General features: G+C 40.9%; 19 protein-coding genes. 6 read left to right on the top strand and 13 right to left on the bottom strand.

Annotated features, from left to right (window positions below):
• The first annotated feature begins 102 nt into the window (after window positions 1-102).
• Window positions 103-1,461, top strand: coding sequence for a glycoside hydrolase family 2 TIM barrel-domain containing protein (locus tag ACVCDT_RS03120; protein WP_447131296.1), 1,359 nt, complete (start codon window positions 103-105; stop codon window positions 1,459-1,461).
• Window positions 1,462-1,528: 67 nt separating this feature from the next.
• Here ACVCDT_RS03120 and ACVCDT_RS03115 read toward each other — a convergent pair whose 3' ends face one another.
• Complete coding sequence (locus ACVCDT_RS03115; protein WP_447131295.1) at window positions 1,529-3,493, bottom strand: alpha/beta hydrolase family protein; 1,965 nt, start codon at window positions 3,491-3,493, stop codon at window positions 1,529-1,531.
• A gap of 49 nt (window positions 3,494-3,542) precedes the next feature.
• Window positions 3,543-3,947 carry a DUF4826 family protein gene (locus tag ACVCDT_RS03110; RefSeq protein ID WP_447131294.1) on the bottom strand — a complete coding sequence of 135 codons (405 nt, stop codon included), beginning with the start codon at window positions 3,945-3,947 and terminating at the stop codon, window positions 3,543-3,545.
• Window positions 3,948-4,104: 157 nt separating this feature from the next.
• Here ACVCDT_RS03110 and ACVCDT_RS03105 point away from each other — a divergent pair, with 157 nt between their 5' ends.
• Window positions 4,105-4,464, top strand: coding sequence for a DUF2750 domain-containing protein (locus ACVCDT_RS03105; RefSeq protein ID WP_447131293.1), 360 nt, complete (start codon window positions 4,105-4,107; stop codon window positions 4,462-4,464).
• Window positions 4,465-4,534: 70 nt separating this feature from the next.
• On the opposite strand, the gene ACVCDT_RS03100 is transcribed toward ACVCDT_RS03105, so the two are convergent.
• Entirely contained in the window at window positions 4,535-5,200 is a 666-nt protein-coding gene (locus tag ACVCDT_RS03100) for a YecA/YgfB family protein (RefSeq protein WP_447131292.1), read from the bottom strand.
• A 153-nt stretch (window positions 5,201-5,353) separates the two neighbouring features.
• Between ACVCDT_RS03100 and ACVCDT_RS03095 the strand changes: the two genes are divergently transcribed.
• Window positions 5,354-7,540, top strand: coding sequence for a TonB-dependent receptor (locus ACVCDT_RS03095; RefSeq protein WP_447131291.1), 2,187 nt, complete (start codon window positions 5,354-5,356; stop codon window positions 7,538-7,540).
• Window positions 7,541-7,572: 32 nt separating this feature from the next.
• Here the strand turns inward: ACVCDT_RS03095 and ACVCDT_RS03090 are convergent, their stop codons facing one another.
• The 4 genes from ACVCDT_RS03090 to ACVCDT_RS03075 form a co-directional block, all read right to left on the bottom strand.
• Window positions 7,573-8,700 (bottom strand): MalY/PatB family protein, encoded by a 1,128-nt coding sequence (locus ACVCDT_RS03090; RefSeq protein ID WP_447131290.1) that lies wholly within the window; start codon window positions 8,698-8,700, stop codon window positions 7,573-7,575.
• Between the two features lie 39 nt (window positions 8,701-8,739).
• Window positions 8,740-9,129: a response regulator gene (locus tag ACVCDT_RS03085; RefSeq protein ID WP_447131289.1), complete on the bottom strand. Its 390-nt coding sequence runs from the start codon at window positions 9,127-9,129 to the stop codon at window positions 8,740-8,742.
• Window positions 9,130-9,296: 167 nt separating this feature from the next.
• Window positions 9,297-10,862 carry a SulP family inorganic anion transporter gene (locus ACVCDT_RS03080; protein WP_447131288.1) on the bottom strand — a complete coding sequence of 522 codons (1,566 nt, stop codon included), beginning with the start codon at window positions 10,860-10,862 and terminating at the stop codon, window positions 9,297-9,299.
• Between the two features lie 188 nt (window positions 10,863-11,050).
• Entirely contained in the window at window positions 11,051-11,818 is a 768-nt protein-coding gene (locus ACVCDT_RS03075; RefSeq protein ID WP_447131287.1) for a hypothetical protein, read from the bottom strand.
• Window positions 11,819-12,057: 239 nt separating this feature from the next.
• Here ACVCDT_RS03075 and ACVCDT_RS03070 point away from each other — a divergent pair, with 239 nt between their 5' ends.
• Entirely contained in the window at window positions 12,058-12,363 is a 306-nt protein-coding gene (locus ACVCDT_RS03070; protein WP_447131286.1) for a hypothetical protein, read from the top strand.
• A gap of 24 nt (window positions 12,364-12,387) precedes the next feature.
• Here ACVCDT_RS03070 and ACVCDT_RS03065 read toward each other — a convergent pair whose 3' ends face one another.
• On the bottom strand, window positions 12,388-13,143 hold the full coding sequence (locus ACVCDT_RS03065; RefSeq protein ID WP_447131285.1) for a TrmH family RNA methyltransferase: 756 nt from the start codon (window positions 13,141-13,143) through the stop codon (window positions 12,388-12,390).
• 253 nt (window positions 13,144-13,396) lie between these two features.
• Here ACVCDT_RS03065 and rlmE point away from each other — a divergent pair, with 253 nt between their 5' ends.
• Window positions 13,397-14,017: a 23S rRNA (uridine(2552)-2'-O)-methyltransferase RlmE gene (rlmE, locus tag ACVCDT_RS03060; RefSeq protein ID WP_447131284.1), complete on the top strand. Its 621-nt coding sequence runs from the start codon at window positions 13,397-13,399 to the stop codon at window positions 14,015-14,017.
• A 320-nt stretch (window positions 14,018-14,337) separates the two neighbouring features.
• Here the strand turns inward: rlmE and bamJ are convergent, their stop codons facing one another.
• Window positions 14,338-14,958, bottom strand: a complete 621-nt coding sequence (gene bamJ / locus ACVCDT_RS03055; RefSeq protein WP_447131283.1) for a BamJ family beta-barrel-assembly machinery protein — start codon at window positions 14,956-14,958, stop codon at window positions 14,338-14,340.
• 182 nt (window positions 14,959-15,140) lie between these two features.
• Between bamJ and ppc the strand changes: the two genes are divergently transcribed.
• Window positions 15,141-17,762 carry a phosphoenolpyruvate carboxylase gene (gene ppc, locus ACVCDT_RS03050; RefSeq protein ID WP_447131282.1) on the top strand — a complete coding sequence of 874 codons (2,622 nt, stop codon included), beginning with the start codon at window positions 15,141-15,143 and terminating at the stop codon, window positions 17,760-17,762.
• 68 nt (window positions 17,763-17,830) lie between these two features.
• On the opposite strand, the gene ACVCDT_RS03045 is transcribed toward ppc, so the two are convergent.
• The 4 genes from ACVCDT_RS03045 to ACVCDT_RS03030 all read right to left on the bottom strand — a co-directional run.
• Window positions 17,831-18,346 carry a DUF6436 domain-containing protein gene (locus ACVCDT_RS03045; protein WP_447131281.1) on the bottom strand — a complete coding sequence of 172 codons (516 nt, stop codon included), beginning with the start codon at window positions 18,344-18,346 and terminating at the stop codon, window positions 17,831-17,833.
• 12 nt (window positions 18,347-18,358) lie between these two features.
• The gene (locus ACVCDT_RS03040; RefSeq protein WP_447131280.1) at window positions 18,359-19,852 is read right to left on the bottom strand and encodes a methyl-accepting chemotaxis protein; all 1,494 of its coding nucleotides are present in this window, start codon (window positions 19,850-19,852) and stop codon (window positions 18,359-18,361) included.
• 490 nt (window positions 19,853-20,342) lie between these two features.
• The gene (locus ACVCDT_RS03035) at window positions 20,343-22,253 is read right to left on the bottom strand and encodes a methyl-accepting chemotaxis protein (protein WP_447131279.1); all 1,911 of its coding nucleotides are present in this window, start codon (window positions 22,251-22,253) and stop codon (window positions 20,343-20,345) included.
• 558 nt (window positions 22,254-22,811) lie between these two features.
• A partial coding sequence (locus ACVCDT_RS03030) for an EF-Tu C-terminal domain-related protein (protein WP_447131278.1) occupies window positions 22,812-23,364 on the bottom strand: 553 nt, incomplete at its 5' end.

Below are 23,364 nucleotides of genomic sequence, written 5' to 3'. Positions count from 1 at the left end.
CCAACGAACCCTGTGGCCGCATTAGCTAGGGATCTGCTACTCATGCCCTAAGTTGTGGCATACACTTTAGCCCACTGTTTTTCCTATAGTTACGGAGCCAGCATGATCTTTTCCCCCAGCCTTTATTCTAAAGGCTTAGTATTGATGTTACTGATAAGCTGTTGCACAACCTTTTTAGGGTGTTCTGATAAAAACAACTCAGGGCCTGCCGAGGTAAAAGTAGTTAAAAATGGCGCGCAATATTCATTAACAGTTAATGGCCAGCCATTTACTGTAAAAGGCGTAGGTTTAGGCTACAAAAATGACCAGCAAATAAAAGCGCTAAAAGCCGCGGGCGGCAATAGTTTTAGAACCTGGGATCTAAAACACATAGAACAAGAACTGGCCATGGCAAAAAAGCTAGATTTAATGGTGGCAGTGGGCATTCGCACAGGTAAAGAATTAACTGGCTTTGATTATAACGATCAAGCCGCAGTGGCTAAACAGTTTGAACGAGTTAAAGCGGCAATTAATCAATATAAAGATCACCCCAATATTTTAATTTGGGTGATTAATAACGAGCCCAATTTGTTATTTGATGAAAATGAAAAATTGGTCGAGGTAAACCCTAAAGTGTATAGCGCTATGGGAGACATTATTGATTATATTCATCAAGTTGATCCCAATCACCCTGTTACTTTTAGCTTAGCGGGGGCAAATCCCAGACACATTCAGCAGGTGGTAGAACACGCTCCCAATATCGACATAATAGCGGTACAAACCTATGGTGATTTAGTCACCTTGCCCGAGGCAATGGCTAAAAGTAAAGTTGATAAGCCTTTTATGGTGACCGAATTTGGTCCTATGGGCCACTGGGAATTACCCACTACAAATTGGGGCCGCGAAATTGAAGAGCCTAGCGCTGTGAAAGCTGCAGGTATGGCAAAGCGAATGCAAGATGTAATACTCAATGATAAAACCGGCAAAATTATTGGATCTTTTGCATTTTTCTGGGGGCAAAAACAAGAACGGACCCCAACCTGGTATGGCATGTTTAACGAAACCGGTGAACAAACAGCCAGAATTGATGAATTAACCCGACTGTGGACTGGGCAGTACCCAGCTAATCGCGCCCCTCTATCTTCTGAAATACGCATCAATGGGCAATTAGCCACACAAAGTTTGCGATTAGCAGCCAATCAAATTGCTCAAGTCAAAGTGCTGGTATCTGACCCAGACCAAGATCCCATTCGCCATGAGTGGGTACTAATGCGAGAAGTCACTAAACGCAGTCAAGGCGGACATTTCGAAGCAAAACCTGCAGAAATCCCAATAAAAATCATCACCACTAATGTGCAAGATAAATGGATAGAAATGACCTTTAAGGTGCCACCTAAGCCGGGTGAATATCGACTATTTAACTATGCATATGACGGTAAGAATAAAGTCGGCAATGCCAACTTCCCCTTCTTGGTGGAATAAATATTTAGAGTAAAATACTAAAAAGCCCTTCATTTTGAAGGGCTTTTTGGTTAAGCAAAATAGTTTGTTATTTACCTATATGCTTCTCTAAAAAAGCTAACATACGTTGATATAACTCTAATCTATGTTCTTCTTTATAAAATCCATGCCCTTCGTTTTCTTTAACCATCAATTCATAAGGATAACCGGCTTTATCTAATCTATTGGTTAAGGAGTACATTTGTTCAATAGGCACGCGAATGTCTTTTCCACCTTGAACAATAAACAATGCGGCTTTAATTTTATCCACATTGTAGGCCGGTGAACGTGCTTCTAAATCCGCTTGGTCTTCGCCTAAGACTTCTTTTAAATAGGCGATGCCCGATTCGCGAGCAGGAATGTCACCCTCTTTAAACATCATAGGCAAGTCATACACACCTACATAACCAATGGCACATTTATATAAATCCGGCTCTTTGACCACTGCCATTAAAGCTGCATAGCCACCATAAGAGGCACCATAAATACATAATCTGTTTTTATCCGCTACACCTGTTTTAACTGCCCAGTTAGTCGCATCTGTGAGGTCGTCTTGCATTTCACGGCCCCATTTTTGATAACCTAAACGCTCAAAGTCGCGTCCATAACCACCAGAGCCTCTAAAATTAAGCTGCAGTACCGCATAACCGCGGCTGGCTAACATTTGTGCGTCTTGTGTAAAGCGCCAAAAATCTCTTGGTCCATGTGGGCCGCCATGGGGGTGCACTATTAAAGGTAAGTTTTTTGCTTCACCTTTGGGTAAAGTCAAATAGCCTCTAAGTTCAACGCCGTCGCGGGCTTTAATAGTAAAGGGCTCAACTCTTGCCATCTTGGTGCTGTCTACCCAAGGTGAGGTATTTAACAAAAACTGTAGTTCTTTCGATTTAGTCTTAAACAGATAAAACGCCCCTGGATCGCTGGCAGATGACACATTCACAATGAGTTTGCTAGCGTCTGCTGTAGAGCTAGTGATAGTCACTGTGTCTTTTGGAAACACCCCTTGTAATTGATCTAACCACTTAGCCATTTGGTTATCGGTTAAGGTGACATTAATGGTTTTATCTGGCGATACTCGTACCCCAACCAGTTGATCGTTTACATCCCACAGTACCTCATCAATATCGACGACTTCATTGCGGTACAACACCTCAACTTCAGTTGAGCCAGGCTTTAGTTTGACTAAACCTTGAATGCTATTGCCTAGATTAGAGGTGGCATATACTTCTTGGTTATTTGGGGTAAAGGCAATAGGCATTATTGCCCCTTCTTGTCTGGTATCGTAACTAGATGATAATTGCCATTCATCATCATTACTCTGCCGATAATAGGTTTTTACCTTAAAGTCGTCTTCATCATCTACCCCAATTGCAAAACGTACATTTTGATTGTGATCGGCCAATAAAGTGGCGCCTCTTAATGGGGCACTGGCTACTTTTTTAGTTTTACCCGTATAAATGTCCATTTCGTAGGCATTAGTGTAAGACGCTACAGAACTGTAGCCACCAGTGTTACTGCCACCACGCTCAGAGATAAGAATTTTTCTTGGGTCTTCAGGGATTAAATCTAAAATGCGCATAGAAGTACGGTACTTTTTAGGACCAAAAGCGCGACTGTCATCGGCCATGCCCCATAACACATCTTTATTGGTACCATCGGCATTCATGGCGTAATACAGTGGCGTACCTATTGGTTGATCTAAGGCCCCAATTTTTTTAGCGATCCGTATACCAATACGCTCTTTGTTAAGCCAAGTTAAACGGGAGGGTAATTCCCCCAACTTAAACTCAATAGCAGAGAGCTGTTGCATCTTATTTAGATCGAAAATCGCCACATAGTTAATATTGTCGCTACGCATAGCTGCTGCAGCCATATATTCCCCAGTGGGAGAAATAATTAATTGCTGAAATTGCGAAAACTTTACAAAGGTTTCTAATGGGATAGGTTTTTCGGCCTGAGCAGGCATGCTGAAAATTGTCACCAACAGTAAAAACAGCAACAGATGTAGTTTTTTCATATTTCTTCCTTAAATTTATTTCATATTTGCCCGCTAGATGCAGGCAAATTTATTGCCATGCTTTATCATCAGCAAACAAATCGTAAAGCTGCTCAGCTTTGGTAATGAGTCGATTGGCAAATTCAACCTGAGTGTTATCTTGCGTACCCGAGTTTAATAAGTTATCGGCTTGTAACTGCCAGCGTAGTGAAAAACTGCGCATAGCGTCACGCGCGGTTTTTTCTAATTCATAAGGCATAAAATCGGCAGGCACATCTCCGCTTATCACCCAATAAAACTTGCCGTCAGAGGTTTTGATTTTCCATACAGCTACAAAAGGCGCTAAATAACGACTTTCGCTGGTTACTACAGACTCAAATAACACCCCATTCTCGGCTAAGTGTTTATTGGCTCGTTGAAATTGCTCTTTTACCCAAGCAGATAATTGCTCTTGGCTAACTACATTAGTTGTCATATAACTCACTAGTCTAAGTTGTTACAATAGATAAAATAAATACTAGCATAGAGTGGATAAACGCTTCATTAAGCATTTTGGATGAAATAAACCCTAAATTGTAACTTTAGGTTTTTGTTTGGTTCGCACCACTTTAAACAAACTTTTGGAAATACTCATGTCAGAAAATAATGTTTCGCAGCTCACCCCTGAACAACGTCTTAGTTACCTAATTAAAGAATGTCAGACTCACAACCAAGTATGGATCTTAACTGACCAGGATGGCTGTGTGATGTTAAATACTGAAGATGAAGATTGTACCCCGGTGTGGCCAGCAGAAAACTATGCTAAAGCTTGGGCCACGGGTGAATGGGCAGATTGCCAGCCCCAAGCCATTGATTTAAAAACTTGGCATAGTCGCTGGACCCAAGGGTTAGAAGATGACGATGTGGCTATTGCAATTTTTCCTAGCGAAGATGAAGAAGGCTTAGTGATTTCAGCCCAAGAGTTTGATTTTGAGTTACGCCAAAAGAAGTAATCAATAAAACTAAGTGAGGTGGCTGTTGTAGGCTATTTAAGCTTTATTTAGCCACAAACTCATGCCTCACTTACCTTTCACCCGACTCATTTTTTTGAGTATAAACTTCAAATTGATTGGGTAAAAAGTCTACCAACCTACCGGATAACCCTACATAGGTTTTAAGGGTTTGCGGAAAAGACAAAAAGATTTTAGGCAGAATATTTAATAATTGGTCGTTACCACGCTTTTCAGCTTGCTTAACCGCTAATGGAATGTCGGCAAAAGTGGTAAACATGTATAAACAATGTTTTAGATCTTTTTGTAGCTGGGTTAGTTTGTGTTTATCTGTGACTTGCATTTTATCCCAAGCCGCTTGCCATACTGGCTCCAGCTGACTATGCCCTAACAACATACCTTGGCACCAAATTGCTAGGCTACTTGGCTGCTGGTCTTGCTCATTAAAGGTGACGCCCATAGGCAAATTTATCTTTTCGTCACTTAAGTTTTTTAGCTGATGCTGCAGAATTTTCATCAACAGGTCGGTTAATTCATCCGCTTGCTCAGTGCTAGTCAGTTGCTTGGAGTTGTTTATGATCCAAGGTAGCCAATTTTCTGGCATAGGAATTTCAGGGGCGGCACTTACCGCAAAGACTAACCCTTGAATAAACGCATAAGGATGCAGCACCTCAGATAGTGCATCAGACGCACAAAGTTCAAAAAGCCGCTGGTGTGCATCAGACTCAAGTTTAGGCATAGTCATTCATCTAAATTGTTGCTGTCATACTTGGCCTAAGCTTAACCATTTACCCTAAGCATAAGCAACACAGAAAAACACATCTTAACCCTTTGCAGCTTCGATTAAATGTTATAGTATAACATTACTTTAAACTTTCAATGACTGAACTCTATGCATTATTCACTGGTAAAACTAGGTATAACTCTGGCCTTGGCCTCGTTGTCGCAATCTCTGTTGGCTGAAGATAAACCCATTCAAACCGATGAAAACCACATAGAAAAACTGCTAATTACCGCCTCACCACTAGGGCGTTCGGTTTTAGAGTCGGCCACTCCAGTGAGCATTTTAAGTGGTGACGAGTTAGAAATGAATCAAAGCGCAACTTTAGGTGAAACCTTAAAGTCGGTGCCTGGGGTGAATAGCACCTATTTTGGTCCTGTCTCTAGTAGTCCTATTATTCGTGGTTTAGATGGCCCTAGAGTAAAAGTGGTCCAAAACGGTATGGATAGCTCAGATGCCTCCAGAGTAGGGCCAGATCATATTGCCAGCACCGAAGCCTCAACCGCCACACAAATTGAAGTGTTACGCGGCCCAGCAACCTTGTTATATGGCAGTGGAGCCATAGGCGGAGTTGTAAATGTAGTAGATAATCGCTTACCTAAAACCCGTCAAGAGGGCACCAGTGGACGGGTAAGCGCTCTACATAATACTGTATCGAATGAGCGTACAGTATCGACAGATTTAAATGGTGGCCAAGGCAACCTCGCTTGGCACTTTGATGCTTTTAGCCGCACAACCGATGACTATGAGGTACCAGAATTTACCCTAGAAGACGGCGATAAAGTGGATAGCTTAGAAAACTCCATGCTAGATGCTAAAGGATTTACCTTAGGCACAGGCTGGATAGGTGATAATCATTCATTGTCTTTTGCCTATGGCAAGTTAGATTCTGATTACGGCATACCAGGTCATTCTCATGAAGAAGAGCACCATGAAGAGCATATAGAAAACCAAGAAGAACATGATGAAGAAGGCGTGTATGCAAGCATGCAACAAGAGCGTTTTCAATCAGTTCTCGATATCAATAACTTATCTGGTTGGTTGACAGAAGTGCATTGGCACAATGCTTATACCGATTATCAGCATAGAGAAATAGAAGAAGGTGAAGTGGGCACCACTTTTACCAATGATACCTTTGAATCTCGATTATGGGCCAAGCATGCTAACACTTATGGCTGGCAAGGGGTTGTTGGTCTGCATTATAGCGACTCAGACTTTGCAGCTGCAGGAGCCGAAGCTTTTACTCCTTCTACTTCCACTAATTCAACCGCATTATTTGTTTTAGAAGAACAAGCCATAGGGAATTTTTTATGGCAGCTCGGTGCTAGGTTAGAAAGAGTAAGCCACCAGCCCGACAATAGCTTTTTTGCAGAACAAGCTAGCTCAATCTCCTTTGACGAGCTAACTTACACTGCCGGTAGTGTGTCGGCAGGTTTTGTTTATGAGCTATCAGATAACCAATCCTTTGCGGTTAATTTTGCTCACTCTGAGCGAGCGCCGTCATCGGCAGAAATATTCTCTAATGGGATCCATATAAGTACCTCTACCTATGAAGTAGGTGCAGGTTTTGACTTACTAATAGACAACAGTGATCCTGACGATCTGGAATTTTCTCTGGCAGTATCTTCGGAGCCAGTAGAAAAAGAGCGCTCTAACAATTTAGATCTTACTTACCGTGTTCAAAACCAAAATATCAATGCCAATTTCAGCGTGTTTTACAATCAAATAGACAACTATATATTCCAACAAAACACGGGGTTAGTTTTCCATTTAGATGAAGATGAGCTTGAAGATCATCAAACCCATGAAGAACATGAAGATAGCCATGAGTCTGGCTCACCTGTGTATATATTTAGTCAGCAAGATGCCTATATTTATGGTTTTGAAGCCGAACTAGATTGGCACCTAAATGATACTTTGCGAGTGAGTGCCTTTAGTGACTTTACTCGTGCCAAGTTAAAAAACAGCTCAGAACAAAACACTAACTTACCTCGCATTCCCCCCATGCGCTTTGGCGCAGAATTGCATTGGGAGCAAGGTGACTGGCATGCCGAAATAGGTGCAACACATTATGCCAAGCAAGATAAAATTGCAGACTTTGAAACCTCTACAGCGGGTTACACTATGGTTTCTGCCTCTATTAATTATTATATGAGTTTAGATAGCCTAGATTTGAGCCTGTATCTCAAAGCCAACAACCTTACGAATCAACTGGCTAAAGTACACAGTTCTTTTTTAAAAGACAGTGCCCCCTTGCCAGCTCAAGCTTTTGTGTTTGGCACTAAAATAAGTTTCTAGCCGAAGTTAATGCTTGCCTAGCCAGATAGTGGCTAGTCAGTTAATAAGGCGATGGCTTTTTCTAGTTGAGCCCGCGGGCAGCCAAAATTAATCCGCACAAAGTTTTTGTCCCCAAAATCTGCCCCCGGAGACGGACCAATTCCCAGATCTTCGAAGTACTTTTGTGGATTTTTAACCCCTAAGCCACTGGCGTCTATCCAAGCTAAAAATGTGGCTTGTGGGGTTAACACTTTAAGCCCTTCAATTTTGTTAATTTCTGCAACAAGATAGTCTCTGTTGCCACGTAAATAGCTTAGAAAATCTTGATGCCATTGATCACATTGAGTAAATGCTGCAGCTGTGGCTGTTAACCCTAACACAGTCACCCAAGGCACTATGCCTTGTGCTGCGCGGCTAAATTTAGCCCGCATGGCCGCATCTTCTATGATGGCAAAAGACGTACCTAAGCCTGCTACGTTAAAGGTTTTACTGGCCGCCATTAAGGTAATAACTTGGCCATCTAAGGCAGAGATTTTACCCGCAGGTATATGCTTGGCTTGTTCATCGAGAATAATATCGCAATGAATTTCGTCAGAACACAATGTCACATTGTGTTGCACACAAATTTTGGCAATTTTATCTAATTCTTGCTCAGTTAATACCGAACCCACTGGATTCATAGGGTTGCATAAAATGAGCAACTTGGCCGCGGGATCGGCCGCCTGCTCTGCTAGTTGCTCAAAGTCTATAGTCCAACGGTTATTGACTTCTACGCTAGGTATATCGACTTTGGTTAAGCCGTTTAGTTTAGGCGCGGCAATAAGCGGAGGATAATTAGGCGTTTGAATCAGTACCTTGTCACCGGGTTGGCAAAGCGCTTTACAGGCAACATTAAAGGCCGGTACCACCCCTGGTGTCCACACTATCCATTCGGGCTTTATATGCCAATCGTATTGACGAGCTAACCAATTAACCACAGCTTGGTTGGCTTCAACATGATGTGAAGGCAAGGTATAACCTAACAGACCATGGTCGGTTCGCGCTGTAATGGCCTTTAAGATTGGCTCGGCACATCTAAATTCTGTATCGGCAATCCAAAGCGGTAAAATATCGCGATCTTTGTATTTTTCCCACTTTAAGGCATAGCTTGGTGAACGGTCGATTATAGTGTCAAACTGCATATCAAAAGGTCACTTAATTAAATAAAAAGGTTTAAATATTTAGCCTAAATCGGCATTGCGAATTACGCGCTCTACTTTGGCTAATAAATCATTAGTATGAAAAGGTTTCACCACAAAATCTGTGGCGCCTAAGCGAATAGACTCAACCACTAACTCTTGGGTTGCGTTAGCAGTCAGCATTAAAAATGGACACTCTGGGTGATTTTCTCGCAACACCGCCAAAATTTCTAAGCCGCTGACCTCTGGCATTAACCAATCACAAATAACCAATGATATATTGGTAAACTCTGCACCTTTGACAAAATCTACTGCTAGTTTGCTATCACTATAAGTGATGATTTCTCCACTAATGATTTCCTCAAGAATCACTCGCACTAACTCTAGGGTTGTGCTGTCATCATCTATTACTACAATGTTGCAGTTGTACATCTACCATCCTTCGAAAAATACCAAAATGCATTTGGGTCAAAAAACTTCCTATTTACATAGTAACTAAACAATAAACAATGTAAAAGCAAAGTGATTCAAGCTTATTTAGTTTGCATTAAAGTTTAATAAAAAGCCCAGTAAAACTGGGCTTATTTGAACAATTATATTTAGCCTAGTTTATCTGAGGCAATATGGTAGCGAGGATCTTCATTTAAGTTCATTTCTACATATTCTTGTGCTTTGGTCATGAGTTCGCGGCACTCGGCACTAATATGCCTGATATGTAACTTTTTACCTTGCTGTTTATATTTATCAGCCAGTCCGTCTATGGCATCAATACCAGACGAGTCCCAAATCCTTGATTCGTTAAAATCTATGACTACGTCTTGTGGATCGTTTTGCGGATCAAATAAGTCTTTAAAATGCAGAACTGAACCAAAAAATAATGGGCCTTCAAGTTCATAAACTTTCCAACCATCTTTGTCTGTATGAGTTCGAGCATGAATATGAGTTGCATGTTTCCAAGCAAAAACTAAAGCAGAAACTATTACGCCCACTACCACAGCTACTGCCAAATCAGAAATCACTGTTACTGCTGTTACTAAAAACAACACAAAGGCATCTTCTTTGTTTACACCACGAATAATTCTAAACGATGCCCATTCGAAGGTGCCTATAACTACTATAAACATAACCCCAACTAATGCAGCTAATGGGATCATTTCAATTAATGGCGCGGCAAATAAAATAAAGCCTAATAATACTAATGCTGCGGTAATACCTGATAGTCGACCACGACCACCAGAATTAATATTGATCATGCTTTGACCTATCATGGCACAACCACCCATACCACCAAAAAATCCGTTTACTGTATTGGCAAGACCTTGGCCTAAACATTCTTTATTGCCGTTACCACGAGTGTCGGTCATTTCATCAATTAAAGACAAGGTCAATAAAGACTCGATTAAGCCAACTAAAGCCAAAATAATAGAAGTAGGCAAAATAATGTACAGGGTTTCTAAGGTGAAAGGCACCATAGGAATCGCAAAGGTAGGCAGCTCACCAGCTAAGGTAGCAGCAGCTTGTTGCTCGGCAGGTAACATATCACGCACAAAATCGATAACGGTTCTAGCTTCTAGGTCTAAGCCATGGACTAAAGCAGTAACCCCAACTATGGCCACTAGAGACGCTGGCACAGCTGTGGTTAATTTAGGCAAGAAGAAAATGATTGCCATAGTTAGCACCACTAAACCTAACATCAGATACAACATTTCTCCTTGCATCCATACCTGATTGCCTAGTGAGTCAATTATTTTAAACTGACCTAATTGAGCTAAGAATATGACTATAGCCAAACCATTCACAAAACCTAACATCACTGGATAGGGCACTAAGCGTATAAACTTACCTAGTTTAAATATGCCAAATAGCAGTTGTAACACCCCCGCTAAAATGACCGCCGCAAACAAATACTGAATGCCATGTTGAGCGACTAATGCCACCATTACCACAGCCATAGCGCCAGTTGCACCAGAAATCATGCCAGGACGGCCACCTATAGCTGAAGTAATTAACCCCATCATAAAGGCAGCATATAAACCTACCATGGGTTCAACCCCAGCTACAAAAGCAAAGGCAACGGCTTCTGGCACTAAAGCCAAGGCCACAGTAATTCCCGATAGCACGTCATTTTTGACGTTACTATCTTTACTGGTGATCAAATCAAACATTTGTTTTCCTCGTAAATGATCGACGATTAAAAATTAGGCGCGGATTCTAGCAGAGATCATAGACCAATACTTTTAACAGATTGTTAATTAAACAAAAAATTATGAAATAAATGGAAAAATTGAAGATGTAAAAAGAGAATTGAAAAACAAGTGGGGCAAAGCTTAAAGGCAATGCCCCTTTACCAATATTATCTTAAATATTTTTTACATAGTTTGGAGTGCTGCTTATTAGGTTTGAGGCCTTTTTTATAGGCCATTTTATCATTTAACTCTTCTACCAAAACATCTTCAATAAAGTATTGAGCAGATTGATCAGTTTCTTGATGTACTTTTAGCAGCAAATTATTATCGGCATCAACCGCACAGCCCTTAAACTTCACAGTACGAATTTCAGCACCAGCTGGTGGTCTATAAGCCCATTCAATCAAATCCGGCATCTCGCCACCAAATTCTGGGATAACAAAGTCAATATGAAAAACCGACTCGCCACGAACAAATCCATCTTTAACTGAATAAGTAGAGGTAATCCAATGCCCAAAAAGCTGCTCTTCTGGTTGTGATAACGGGTTAAAGGGATCACGAATATACGCCCAGGAAATAGCGTTTTTAGTGCGCAGCGACACTTGTACAAAGCCTCTACCATCATCCATTTTAGTCTCTGTTACCTTACCATCAAACTGTGCGCCAAAGCGCCCATTAAAGGCTCGGTCTGCCACGCCAGAGTAATCAAAATAAGCCATTCGAAAGCTTTTAGGATCCGACCAAGAAAATAGGTTTTCTAATGGAGGGTTAAGCATCATACACTCCCCATTATTAAATAAATCAGCACAGAAGGTACCTTGTGCTGCGATAAATTCGTATAAATCCCGTGTTTGTTTATTAGCTTTGTTGCTTGCGTAAGCGACTCCGCTTAATGCTATACACACTACTAAGGTCATTTTAACTAAGTGTTTCATGTTAATTCCTTTCTAATCATTGGGTTGTTAATTGATAAGTCTTATTTGTACCTTTGCTTATCCAGTTACCTTTTTGGTTAAGCCCAATAAATTTGTATGCCTATGGTGATAAAAACCTTCGCGAGATATTCTTTTTTCCTCTTTTGTAAGCAGCCCGAGCTTTACCGCCCTTATTTTTTACCCATAGTACATAGATAATAAAAAATAAGAGTAAGTGTGTTGGAGGTGGTTCACACCCAATGAATAGGCTTTTTGACCAAAGTTTAGAGTTTTATCATGACCAAGTTGGTTTGACCGAATATGCACAAACCATAGAATCTACTAAAAATAATTGTGCTAGAAAGTTAGGCTTAACCCGTACCTTATTGCCAGAATATACAGTGGTTTTCCCGATCAAAAATTATGGGGCGATCCAAGAGGGACAACATCAATTTTGCCATATAGAAAATGGCATGAATGATTGTGGCACCTTTAAATTTGTGCTCATTTGGAAAAATAACGGAGAAAATTGGACATTGACCCGCGTTATCAGTTACGACCACTAAGCAACTTTACTGATAACAATCAACCTAAACCGATAATTGATAGGTACAAATGTTAACCGCACTGGCTAAGTTTAACGAGTCGATTTGCCCTTGACCTGGAATAGTAAAAGCTTGAGCCTGACATTTGCTCAATTCTTCTTTAGGTACGCCTCTTGCCTCGTTACCAAATAAGTAACAATCAAAATCTGCAAAGTCTGGGCTCTGAATAGGCTGACCTTGCAGATCTAAATAGGCAAATTGGTTAAAACGTGCAGGCAATTCATTTAAACCCACGTCTATTTCTAATGGCACATGAAAGATAGCCCCCATGCTGGCTCGTACTACTTTAGAGTTAAAGGGATCAACACTGTTGCTACTTAACAATAATCTAAAACCCCCAAACCAAGCTAAGGTACGCAAAATAGTGCCCAAATTACCCGGATCTTGGATTTCGTGCAGATAAATTGTTCGTTCTTTAGTTAGCTTTTTAGCCTGATAAGTTGGCGGCACTTGCGACAACTCGGGCAAAGGTACACAAGCAATAATGCCTTGCGGTGAACGTGTGTCACTTAGTTGCATCATCTGCTTAGTACTGACTGTATGAATATCAAACACTGGCTTTAAATGACTGGCCCAAGATTGGTAGTCTTCTGTGATGTACAAACTGATTTTGGATGGATTAGGACTAAGAATTAAGACTTTTTGTAACTCCAAAATAAGGTGTTCTCCTTCGACCAAATAATGGCCTAAGCGCCCACGGTATTTTTTTTGATGGAGTTTTTTAACATCATCTAACTTCATTTAACTCGACCTAATCCTTAATATTTCTGATTAATGGCACGGCTGCGCTTATATCTTGATTGCCAATTTTGAAATGCCATTTGGTATTGAACTGGAGTAAATTATATCGCTTTGCCGCATTTAAAACAGAGCAAAACCCAGATTCCCTTACAAACCTACAAAATAAAGCGATTTAGCTTAGTTGGAATTTGCAAATCAAGCTTGTGGGCTTACAATAACGCCAGATTTAGCGCGACCTGTAGCAGAGAAAATTATGGCCCAATCAGCAAGCAGTAAAAAATGGATGGACGAACATGTCAGTGACCCTTGGGTCAAAAAAGCCCAAGCCGATGGTTATCGCTCGCGCGCCAGTTACAAATTGCTAGAAATAAACGAAAAAGACAAATTATTCAAAACTGGCAGTGTGGTGATAGACTTAGGTGCCGCTCCTGGCGGTTGGTCACAAGTAATTGCGCCAACAATTGGCGATTCGGGCAAATTGATCTCCTCTGATATTTTACCCATGGACAGCATCATAGGCGCACATTTTATCCAAGGTGATTTCACAGAAGAGTCGGTATACAACGAAATTCTAGCCGCCTTAGATAACCAAAAAGTAGACTTAGTGGTATCTGACATGGCACCAAACCTAAGCGGGGTGAAAACTACCGACCAATATTCTTCGATTTATCTGGTAGAACTCGCACTAGACATGGCCCGTAATGTACTTAAGCCCAATGGTAATTTTTGTGCCAAAGTGTTCCAAGGTGTGGGCTACGAAGCCTACGTCAAAGACGTAAGGCAATCATTTAACAAAGTCATCATTCGCAAACCCGCAGCATCACGCCCCCGCTCCCGCGAAGTCTATGTAGTAGGTAAAGGGTTTAAGGGGTAAAACCGGAATCTCTCTGGAGCACTGCTCCAGCCGGTTTTACAGCGAGATATGGATATCGAGCTTGTTACGCGGTAACCGGACGAAGTTCATCATGGACGTGTAATCGACCAACTAAAAGATTATTACTACTAGGTTTTACAGCGCAACAAAGAAGTCGAGCTCGTTACGCGATAACCGAAGAAAGTTCATCTCGGATGTATGATTAACCAAACCAAAGAATGTTACTCAATCAGTTTTCAAAACACTTATCCTATTCATATTTTAAACACAAAAAAGGCCGGATAACCGGCCTTGAATTGATTAACTTGTCAATGTGCTAATTAAGCAACAATATCCAACAACTCAACATCAAATACTAATGTGCTGTGTGGGCCAATTGCGCCACCTGCACCTTGCTCACCATATGCCAAGTTGGCAGGTACGTGAAGTTTAAGCTTAGTGCCTACTTTCATCATCTGTAGGGCTTCAGTCCAACCTTTAATCACACCATTTACTGGGAATTCAGCAGGTTGGCCACGGTCGTATGAACTATCAAATACGCTGCCATCTAGAAGCGTTCCGTGATAGTGAGTACGTACTGTTGAAGTTAAGCTAGGGATGTCTCCATCGCCTTGTTTGATTACTTCATATTGTAATCCGCTTTCAGTCACTGTGACTTCTTCGCGTTTAGCGTTTTCAGCTAAATAGGCTTCGCCTTCGGCGATAACACTGGCAAACTGTTCAGCTTTTGCTGCTTGCATGCGTTCATGAATTTCATTAAAAGCAACACGTAAAACATCGTTACTTACTTGAGCAGGTTGAAGGTTAAACGCATCGGCTAATCCTGCCTGTACTGCTTCAACATCTAATCCGTCAAAAGGGTTAGCGCGAAGTTGCTCGCCCATCTGTAGGCCGATTCCGTAACTTGCTTGGGTTTCTACTGTAGAAAATTTATCTGACACTGTTGCTCCTCACTGCCTACCTTTTCAAAATGAATTAGGATCACTGGCTTCAATTGCTTTAAAGGCGCGCAAGTATATAGAAAAACCAATCAAAAAAATATAAGAAGGATGGATTTGCTTTAGACAAAATTCATCCATGGCAGTATCGTATATTCAGGTTTTTACCATTTTTGGAGCAAAACGTGTCTCAAAATTTAGATTCTCAATTAATCTCAACAGTTAGAAATTTAGGTGCAGTATTAGGCGATACCATTTGTGATCAGCTAGGTGAAGAGTGGCTAGCCCGAATAGAAGCCGTTAGAAAAGACGGACGCAGTGCGCACCAAGGTGATGAGCAAGCGACAAAACGAGTAAAACAATTATTTTCAGAATTAAAAAATGAAGAACTACTAACAGTAGGGCGAGCGTTTTCGCAATTTTTAAACTTGGCCAATATAGCCGAGCAAGAATTTAATAGTAACAATGATCAAAACGACCCCATAGAAACTCTATTTAGTCATTTAGATAAAGCAAACATTGAGGCCAGCACTTTTGAAAAAGCGCTGGAAAACCTCACCATAGAGTTAGTACTTACTGCGCACCCAACAGAAGTCACTAGACGTACTCTTATCCATAAACATAGTGAACTGGCTAAATGTTTGAGCCAAATTCACGCCACTGACATTAGCAGTTCGCAACGGGATAAAGTTGAAACCCGAATAGCAGAATTGATCAGCCAAGCCTGGCATACCGAAGAAATTAGAACGGTGCGCCCTACCCCAGTAGATGAAGCGCGTTGGGGCTTTTCGGTCATTGAAAACTCTTTATGGGAAGCAGTTCCTAATTTTATTCGCGACCTAGACAAGCGTTTTGTGGCTAAGTTTGGTACACCTATTCCACTCGATGTTTCGCCGGTTAAGTTTGGCTCGTGGATGGGTGGAGACCGCGATGGTAACCCTTTTGTAACGTCCAAAGTAACAGAAGAAGTATTGTTGTTGGCACGTAAGCGTGCGGCCAAACTCTTTGCTCAAGATCTCGACATCTTACAAGTCGAGCTGTCGATGAGTGACTGTGATGACACCCTCAGAGCCCAAGTAGGTGATGCCTTAGAACCTTATCGAGCATTATTACGCCCTCTTTTAGATAAACTCGTTGCCACGCAAAAAGGCATAGTTGAAAAGCTTAAAGGCCAGCCAGTGGATAGCAGTGATTGGATCAATGAAAAATCACAATTACTCGATCCCCTTATGACCTGTTTCCACTCTCTGCAAGCCTGTGGCATGTCGGTAATAGCCCAAGGGCATCTACAAGATACCATTCGCAGAGTACATTGCTTTGGGGTGCATTTACTTAAATTAGATGTGCGCCAAGATTCAGAGCGTCATGCTGATGTGTTTTCTGAGCTGACCCGTTATTTAGGTTTAGGCGACTATGGCCAATGGAACGAAGAAGACAAGCAAGCCTTTTTATTACGTGAGTTAGGTTCAAAACGCCCACTGTTTCCACCTAAATGGCAACCTAGCGCCGATGTACAAGAGGTATTAGATACTTGCAAAGTGATAGCGCAAAACGCTAAAGACGGCTTTGGTATTTATATTATTTCTATGGCCAGTTTGCCGTCAGACGTATTAAGCGTAAATTTATTGCTTAAAGAAATGGGCGTAAGTTGGCCAATGCCAGTGGCGCCCTTATTTGAAACATTAGATGACTTAAATAACGCTGCTGAAGTAACCAAAAAGCTATTTTCTATCGATTGGTATCGTGGTTATATTCAGGGGCAGCAACACATCATGATTGGCTATTCAGATTCAGCCAAAGATGCCGGTGCTATGGCAGCAGGTTGGGCTCAATATGAGTCTCAAGAAGCCTTAGTCGCCCTTGCTCAAGAAAATGACATTGAATTAACCCTGTTCCATGGTCGTGGTGGCACTATTGGCCGTGGTGGCTTACCTGCGCATGCAGCTATTTTGTCGCAGCCTCCAGGCTCGTTAACGGGCGGATTTAGGGTAACTGAACAAGGTGAAACCATACGTTATAAGTTTGGCATGCCTTCTTTAGCTCAGCGTAGTTTATCTTTGTACGCCAGTGCCATACTCGAGGCCTTAATATTACCTCCTCCCGCTCCTAAGCAAGCTTGGCGTGATGCTATTACCCAAATTGCCGCAGATGGGCGCGATAACTATCGTCAAATTGTGCGTCATGACGAAAAGTTTGTGCCCTATTTTAGAGTAGCCACCCCAGAGCAAGAACTAGGAAAATTACCTTTGGGTAGTCGTCCAGCTAAACGTAAGCCTACCGGAGGCATTGAAAGTTTACGCGCCATACCTTGGATATTTGCCTGGGCCCAAACCCGCATGGTACTACCTTCTTGGTTAGGCGTAATGAAAGCAGTGCAAAGCGCCCTAGATAAAGGTCAGCAAGATACCATTAATGATATGTTAGATAATTGGCCTTTTTTCTACTCGCGCTTGTCTATGTTAGACATGGTATTTGCCAAGGCCGACCCTAAAATCAGCCATGAATATGATCAAAGTTTAGTACCAGCAGAACTACGCCATTTTGGTGATGCATTAAGGGCAGAGCTTCAAACCAGTATTGATTTGTTGTTGACCTTATTAAAGCAAAAAACTGTGATGGAAAGTGATCCCAAAGGGGCCAACTCAATGAACATTCGGGCCAGTTATTTACAACCTTTGCACTACTTACAAATAGAGCTGCTTAAACGGGTTAGACAACTGGACGATGACCAACATGACGCAACCCTTGAGCGAGCTATGATGGTGACTATTGCGGGTATAGCAGTAGGTATGAGAAACACTGGTTAATAGGCTGGTATATTGTTGTACTAACCAGTCACATGTTAAATCACACAAGGATGTGTGATTTAAGCTAACTAAATCTCACAATAACAACCTTCGCTATCTGCAATCACCAAAGCCCCTAAATGGGTATTATTGACTATAGTCTCGACTATAGGCTCGATTAAACTAGTATTTACCCCACAAAAATAGCCAGAAGAATACGGTCCTAAATAGGCTAGCTTACCTTGGCGATCAAATATCACTAACGCAGGCACGGCTGGTACAATTGCAGCCAATTGTTGATAAGTATTTGGTGTAAGCTGCTTCACGCTAAAAGCTGACTGGCTAACTTTTTGGTTAATTAACCTTACATGATTATTACTTAAGCTTGAACATTTACAGTCTTGATCTTGAATATGGAAAACTGTGCTATCTAAGCGTCCAAACTCTTGGGCAAAGGCCTTTTCTACGTCAGCATCAAAATCTTGACTGGTAGACGCGTAGAGCAGCCGACCTTTGGGGTCAAAGGCTTGAATATCTTGCGAGGCAACCAAAATCATCGCAGCTAAACTACCTAAACCCCATAGAACAATTAGAAAGATTTTCATGCTCTGCTTGCGCTAACTAAAACGAGTTAATTTATTCATTAATTCTTTCGAGGCATCATCTAATTTAGATGTTTCTAAGGTTAAAGATTTGACTAAATTCACTTCCCCTTTACTGGTATCTTGTAACTCAGAAACTGAATTTGAAATAACATCAATTGCCTCTTTTTGTTCATTAGTGGCAGACTTTAATGTATTTATACTTTTATCTACTAATTCGATATTACTATTTACTTGCCCCATCAAGTGTTCTGCTCGCTCTGCTTGCTCGTTAGTGGCACTACTTAACAATAAACATTCTTGCATTGAACTACTTGAACGATTAGAGGAATCTTGTAACTTCTCCATTATTTCATTCACTTCTTCAGTGCTCGACTTAGTTCTGAAGGCCAATTGCCTTACTTCGTCGGCTACTACAGCAAAACCACGTCCTTGTTCGCCCGCTCTAGCCGCTTCGATGGCGGCGTTTAAGGCCAATAAATTGGTTTGGTCAGCAATAGACTGAATAGTGTCTAAAACTTTAGAGATGTTGTCACACTCACTAGCCAGAGTTTCAATATTGCTATTCGTACTTTCAATTCGACCGACTAGTTTTTGCACTTCGTTTTTTGCATCTATTACCGCTGATTGCGCTTGCCCTGTGTCTTGTTTGGCTGCAGATGAACAAGCGTATGCCGCATCGGTTTGTTCAGACATGTACTCTGCTGACTTTGACAGTTGTTCTGTTGATTGATTGATCATCGCCATCTTTTTAATGGTTGATTCTTTACTTTGTGACAATTCCACCGCTGCATCGTAACTTTGTTTACTGGTGGCATCGATTTTTTGCCCCAATAAATCAACGTCTTTAATTATCGCCTCAAAGGTAGTTAATAATTGGTTATAGGCTGATAAAGCACTGTTTTCGTTTAAGTTTTCCGCTCTAACAGAGAGATCAATTTTGTCTCTACTTTGCATCAGTCTTTGCACGCTATTTTGTAAAATAAATGAGGACTCTATTTGTGCGCCATTGCTTTTAGCGATGCGCGCCATAATGGTGCCTTGCGCGCCAGCATAAATAATGTGCACTAACAGCAAAGAGGTTAGCAAAGCTGAATCGAGCATCACATAAGTACCTAACCCCATTTTTTGCATATAAAAAAAGCTAATATGATGCACAGCTACCGCAAGCACAGCAGTGACAAAAACTTTCCAATTTTGATAATAAGCAAGAAACGACATAAACACGAATACACCAAAATGCATTTCAATCGCCCCTTGCATTTGTTGAATGTGCAAAGCTGAATAGATCATCATACTAAGGGCAACAACATGTTGAGTAAGCTCAGATTGCCCTTGGGTCTTAATAAAATACAGTGGAACTAACACAGCGGGTATGCCTACAAAAGCGGCTAACAACCAAGTGTCGTAAAAAGGTGCCAAACCAAAGGTTATCACCAACATTGCAGGTAAAATGTAGGTAAAAAGTTTATTTGCATTCTTTACCCAAGGTTTTGCAGTTAACGCCATAATCCCTCCAACAGACCACCGTAAAAATCTAAAAATTGAGTTTAAAATCAATGAGTAAAAGCTAGTTCAAATTGTTTGTTTTGTCACAAAATGTTTGAATAAATCGACTAAAGTCTCATTAGATACAGGGTCTTTAACGAAGAAAATAAAGATTTAGATTTAAAAGCTTAAAAACTAATGATGCTAAGACAAAACCAATAGGTAAATTCACTCACTTTAACCTGTCTGCTAGTTAGCCGATACATCAGCAAAAGCAGAGGTTGCACTGTTGCATTTAAACAGCTATTAAACCTTAGCCAGTGATTCTGGCAAGAAATGGAACAGCCAATACACCTTTATTCGCCAATGTATTGGTGAGAAAGTTACAGATATTCCACGTTTTTCCCGCGAAGGCAGGAACTTTTTACAAGAGACTGAAGTGCTAATTTATGTAATTTCACAGGTGTTGCAGAAGGTTCACGACTTCTCGAGAACGACGCATTACCTGTTACTACTTTTGATAAACCCTTAATAAACTTTCTAAACTTTCGGCTAAGGCAGTTAAACTAAAAATCTCTTCGTTAATCAATTCAACACTTTTCACATTTTTCTCGGCACTGGTGCGTACATCATTCATACGATGATTAATTGACTCAATATTTGATGATTGCTCTTCAGTTGAATTGGCAATAGATTGATTAGCCTCAGAAATGCGTGAAAACTGCGACTGATTCTCAAGTATGGCTTTTTCGGCTTGAACAACAGTTATTGAGGTGGATTTAGATTGTTCAATAATTAAGTCAATCTCTTTAGTTGCCGTATTAGAGGTATACTGCAACTGCTCGATTATGGATTGGATCTCTTTAGTTGAATCAGAAGTACGTTTGGCTAAGGTTCTTACCTCATCGGCAACCACTGCAAAGCCACGCCCTTGTTCGCCAGCTCTAGCAGCCTCGATCGCTGCATTTAATGCCAACAAATTGGTTTGGTCTGAAATTGCATGTATGGTTTCTAATACTTTAGCTATGGTTTCAGTGTTGTTGGTTAACGATGCTATCACCTCGGCTACATCATGAATTTTGTCAGCTAATCGGCTGATATCGGTTTGGGTGCTTTGTATTATTTGAGCAATGTGTTTGCTTTCGGCACTAATTTCTGTAGAAACACTTGCTGCCTCGTTAGCATTTTTTGCCGCTGCTACAACATTAGCTGTCACCTGTTCAAGAGTACGGGATATTTGTGTGGTATTTTCTGTGCTTTGTTTCACATTGACTTGTGTATCTTCTGCATCTTTTTGTAATATTTTTGCCACTTCGCGTAATTTATTACTGCTGTTTGAGATGTTGTTGAATAGGTCTTCTAATTTAGCCATAAATTGATTATAACCTTTAGCCACCTCAGCTATTTCAATTTGACCATCTGTGGGTAAACGATAAGTCAGGTCGGCATTTCCTTGGCCTAAATTTGCAAATACTTCGGCCAATTGGCTAATAGGTTTCACCACCGAGCCGGCTATGTACCAAGCCGAAATACAAGCGATAGTGGCAATGAGGACCGACCAAAATAATATTTGCCAAATCAGAGTGTTCAAGCCCTGAAAGATTTCGTTATGCGGAATATTAGCCACCACAAACCAATCCATACTAGGTATATGACTAGAGGCTAAGATAACTTTTTCCCCTTGATACTCTGCTTGCACAAAATTAAAAGTATTTTTAGTTAACAACTTAGACACATTCGAAGGATAAACTTTTGATAATGACTGACCAATTTTTTTACTACTTTGGTGAATTTGTATTTTTCCTAAAGTGTCCACTAGAAAAACATAGCCGCTTTCTTCCAATTTAAAGGTATTTAACCTTTTTACCACTGCATCAAAAGATTTGGCAGTACCCGAAAGGCCTCGACCATTTGGCTGCTGATAATTAACAAAAAGATCGGTTTTACCTGTGTTGGGATCACGGTACACGCTCGCCATGTTTTGTTTTTTGCTTTTTACATAGGCAAAAAACCATCCATCTGCATTGTCATTTTGTAAGGTTCTTAAAAAACCATCTTGATTCCAATATTTAGCAGTTTGTTTATCGGCAAAAGACACAGCACTTAAATCATTGTACTTTGCGACCTCTTGTAACTTTTGCACAATTAGGCCTTCTTCTTGAGGATTATGCCCCTGACTATTCCACTTCAAAATATGTGGATCTGTGGCAATCTGCCGAGCGATCACTTGCATCAGAGTAATTTCGTGATCTATTTGCTCCGAAATTTTTTGCACGGTATTAGGTAACTCTGTATTTAACAACCTAGATTCAATGCTGGATTTAGCCGTAAACATACTGATACTGCCTACTAAAACAGTAGTAAGCACAACAAACAGAATTAAGGTCAAAATGATTTTTTGCCTTATGGATAATCGGCGCATTATGTTTTACCTATTTTTTTAATATTAACTTCGAATAATATGGCGAGTATTATCAGCATAATAAAAGACTGAGATGGATTAGCAATCTACACTACTAATTCGGCATATAATAAATAAAGTTTAATGAAATAGCTGTGCTAGTTACAGGTAAAATAAAAAAAGGCCACCGAGGTGACTTTTATTAGTATTAGCTGATTTGGCTAATTATAGGGTTTTGGCTGCTACCCAGTGTTTGTTCAACAGTTGCATGTCACATATCCATGATGACAGTTATCCAGCAAAAACATCCATGTTTTTTCGTTCAGTCAGGGATTGCTATGCAACTTAAATGACTGACTTCATACACTTGTTTAATTCTTCAGAAATTTGTTGGGGGTTCCCGCTTTCGCGAGAATGACGGTGCTTGCTTTTGGCTTTTGGCTTTTGGCTTTTGGCTTTTGGCTTTTGGCTTTTGGCTTTTGGCTTTTGGCTTTTGGCTTTTGGCTTTTGGAGATTCTGAATTTGGCTCATAAAAAAAGGCCACCGAGGTGACCTTTTTGGGATTCTTAATCTTTAGGATTAAAGGATTTTGGCTACTACGCCAGCACCTACTGTACGGCCACCTTCGCGGATTGCGAAGCGTAAACCTTCGTCCATCGCGATTGGGTGAATTAGCTCAACTTTGAATTTCAAGTTGTCGCCAGGCATTACCATTTCTACGCCTTCAGGAAGCTCTACAGCACCTGTTACGTCAGTTGTACGGAAGTAGAACTGTGGACGGTAGCCTTTGAAGAATGGAGTATGACGGCCACCTTCGTCTTTGCTTAGTACATATACTTCAGCTTCGAAAGAAGTGTGCGGGTTGATTGAACCAGGCTTAGCTAGTACTTGACCACGCTCAACGTCTTCACGCTTAGTACCACGTAATAGGGCACCAACGTTCTCACCAGCACGACCTTCGTCTAGAAGCTTACGGAACATCTCAACACCAGTACAAGTAGACTTAGCAGTATCTTTGATACCAACGATTTCTACTTCGTCACCTGTGCGTAAAATACCACGCTCAACACGACCTGTTACAACAGTACCACGACCTGAAATTGAGAATACATCTTCAATTGGAAGTAGGAAA

The sequence above is a fragment of the Paraglaciecola aestuariivivens genome (assembly GCF_052983255.1).
Note: the sequence above shows the minus strand (reverse complement) of the source record. Positions and strands in the feature narration are given on the sequence as shown.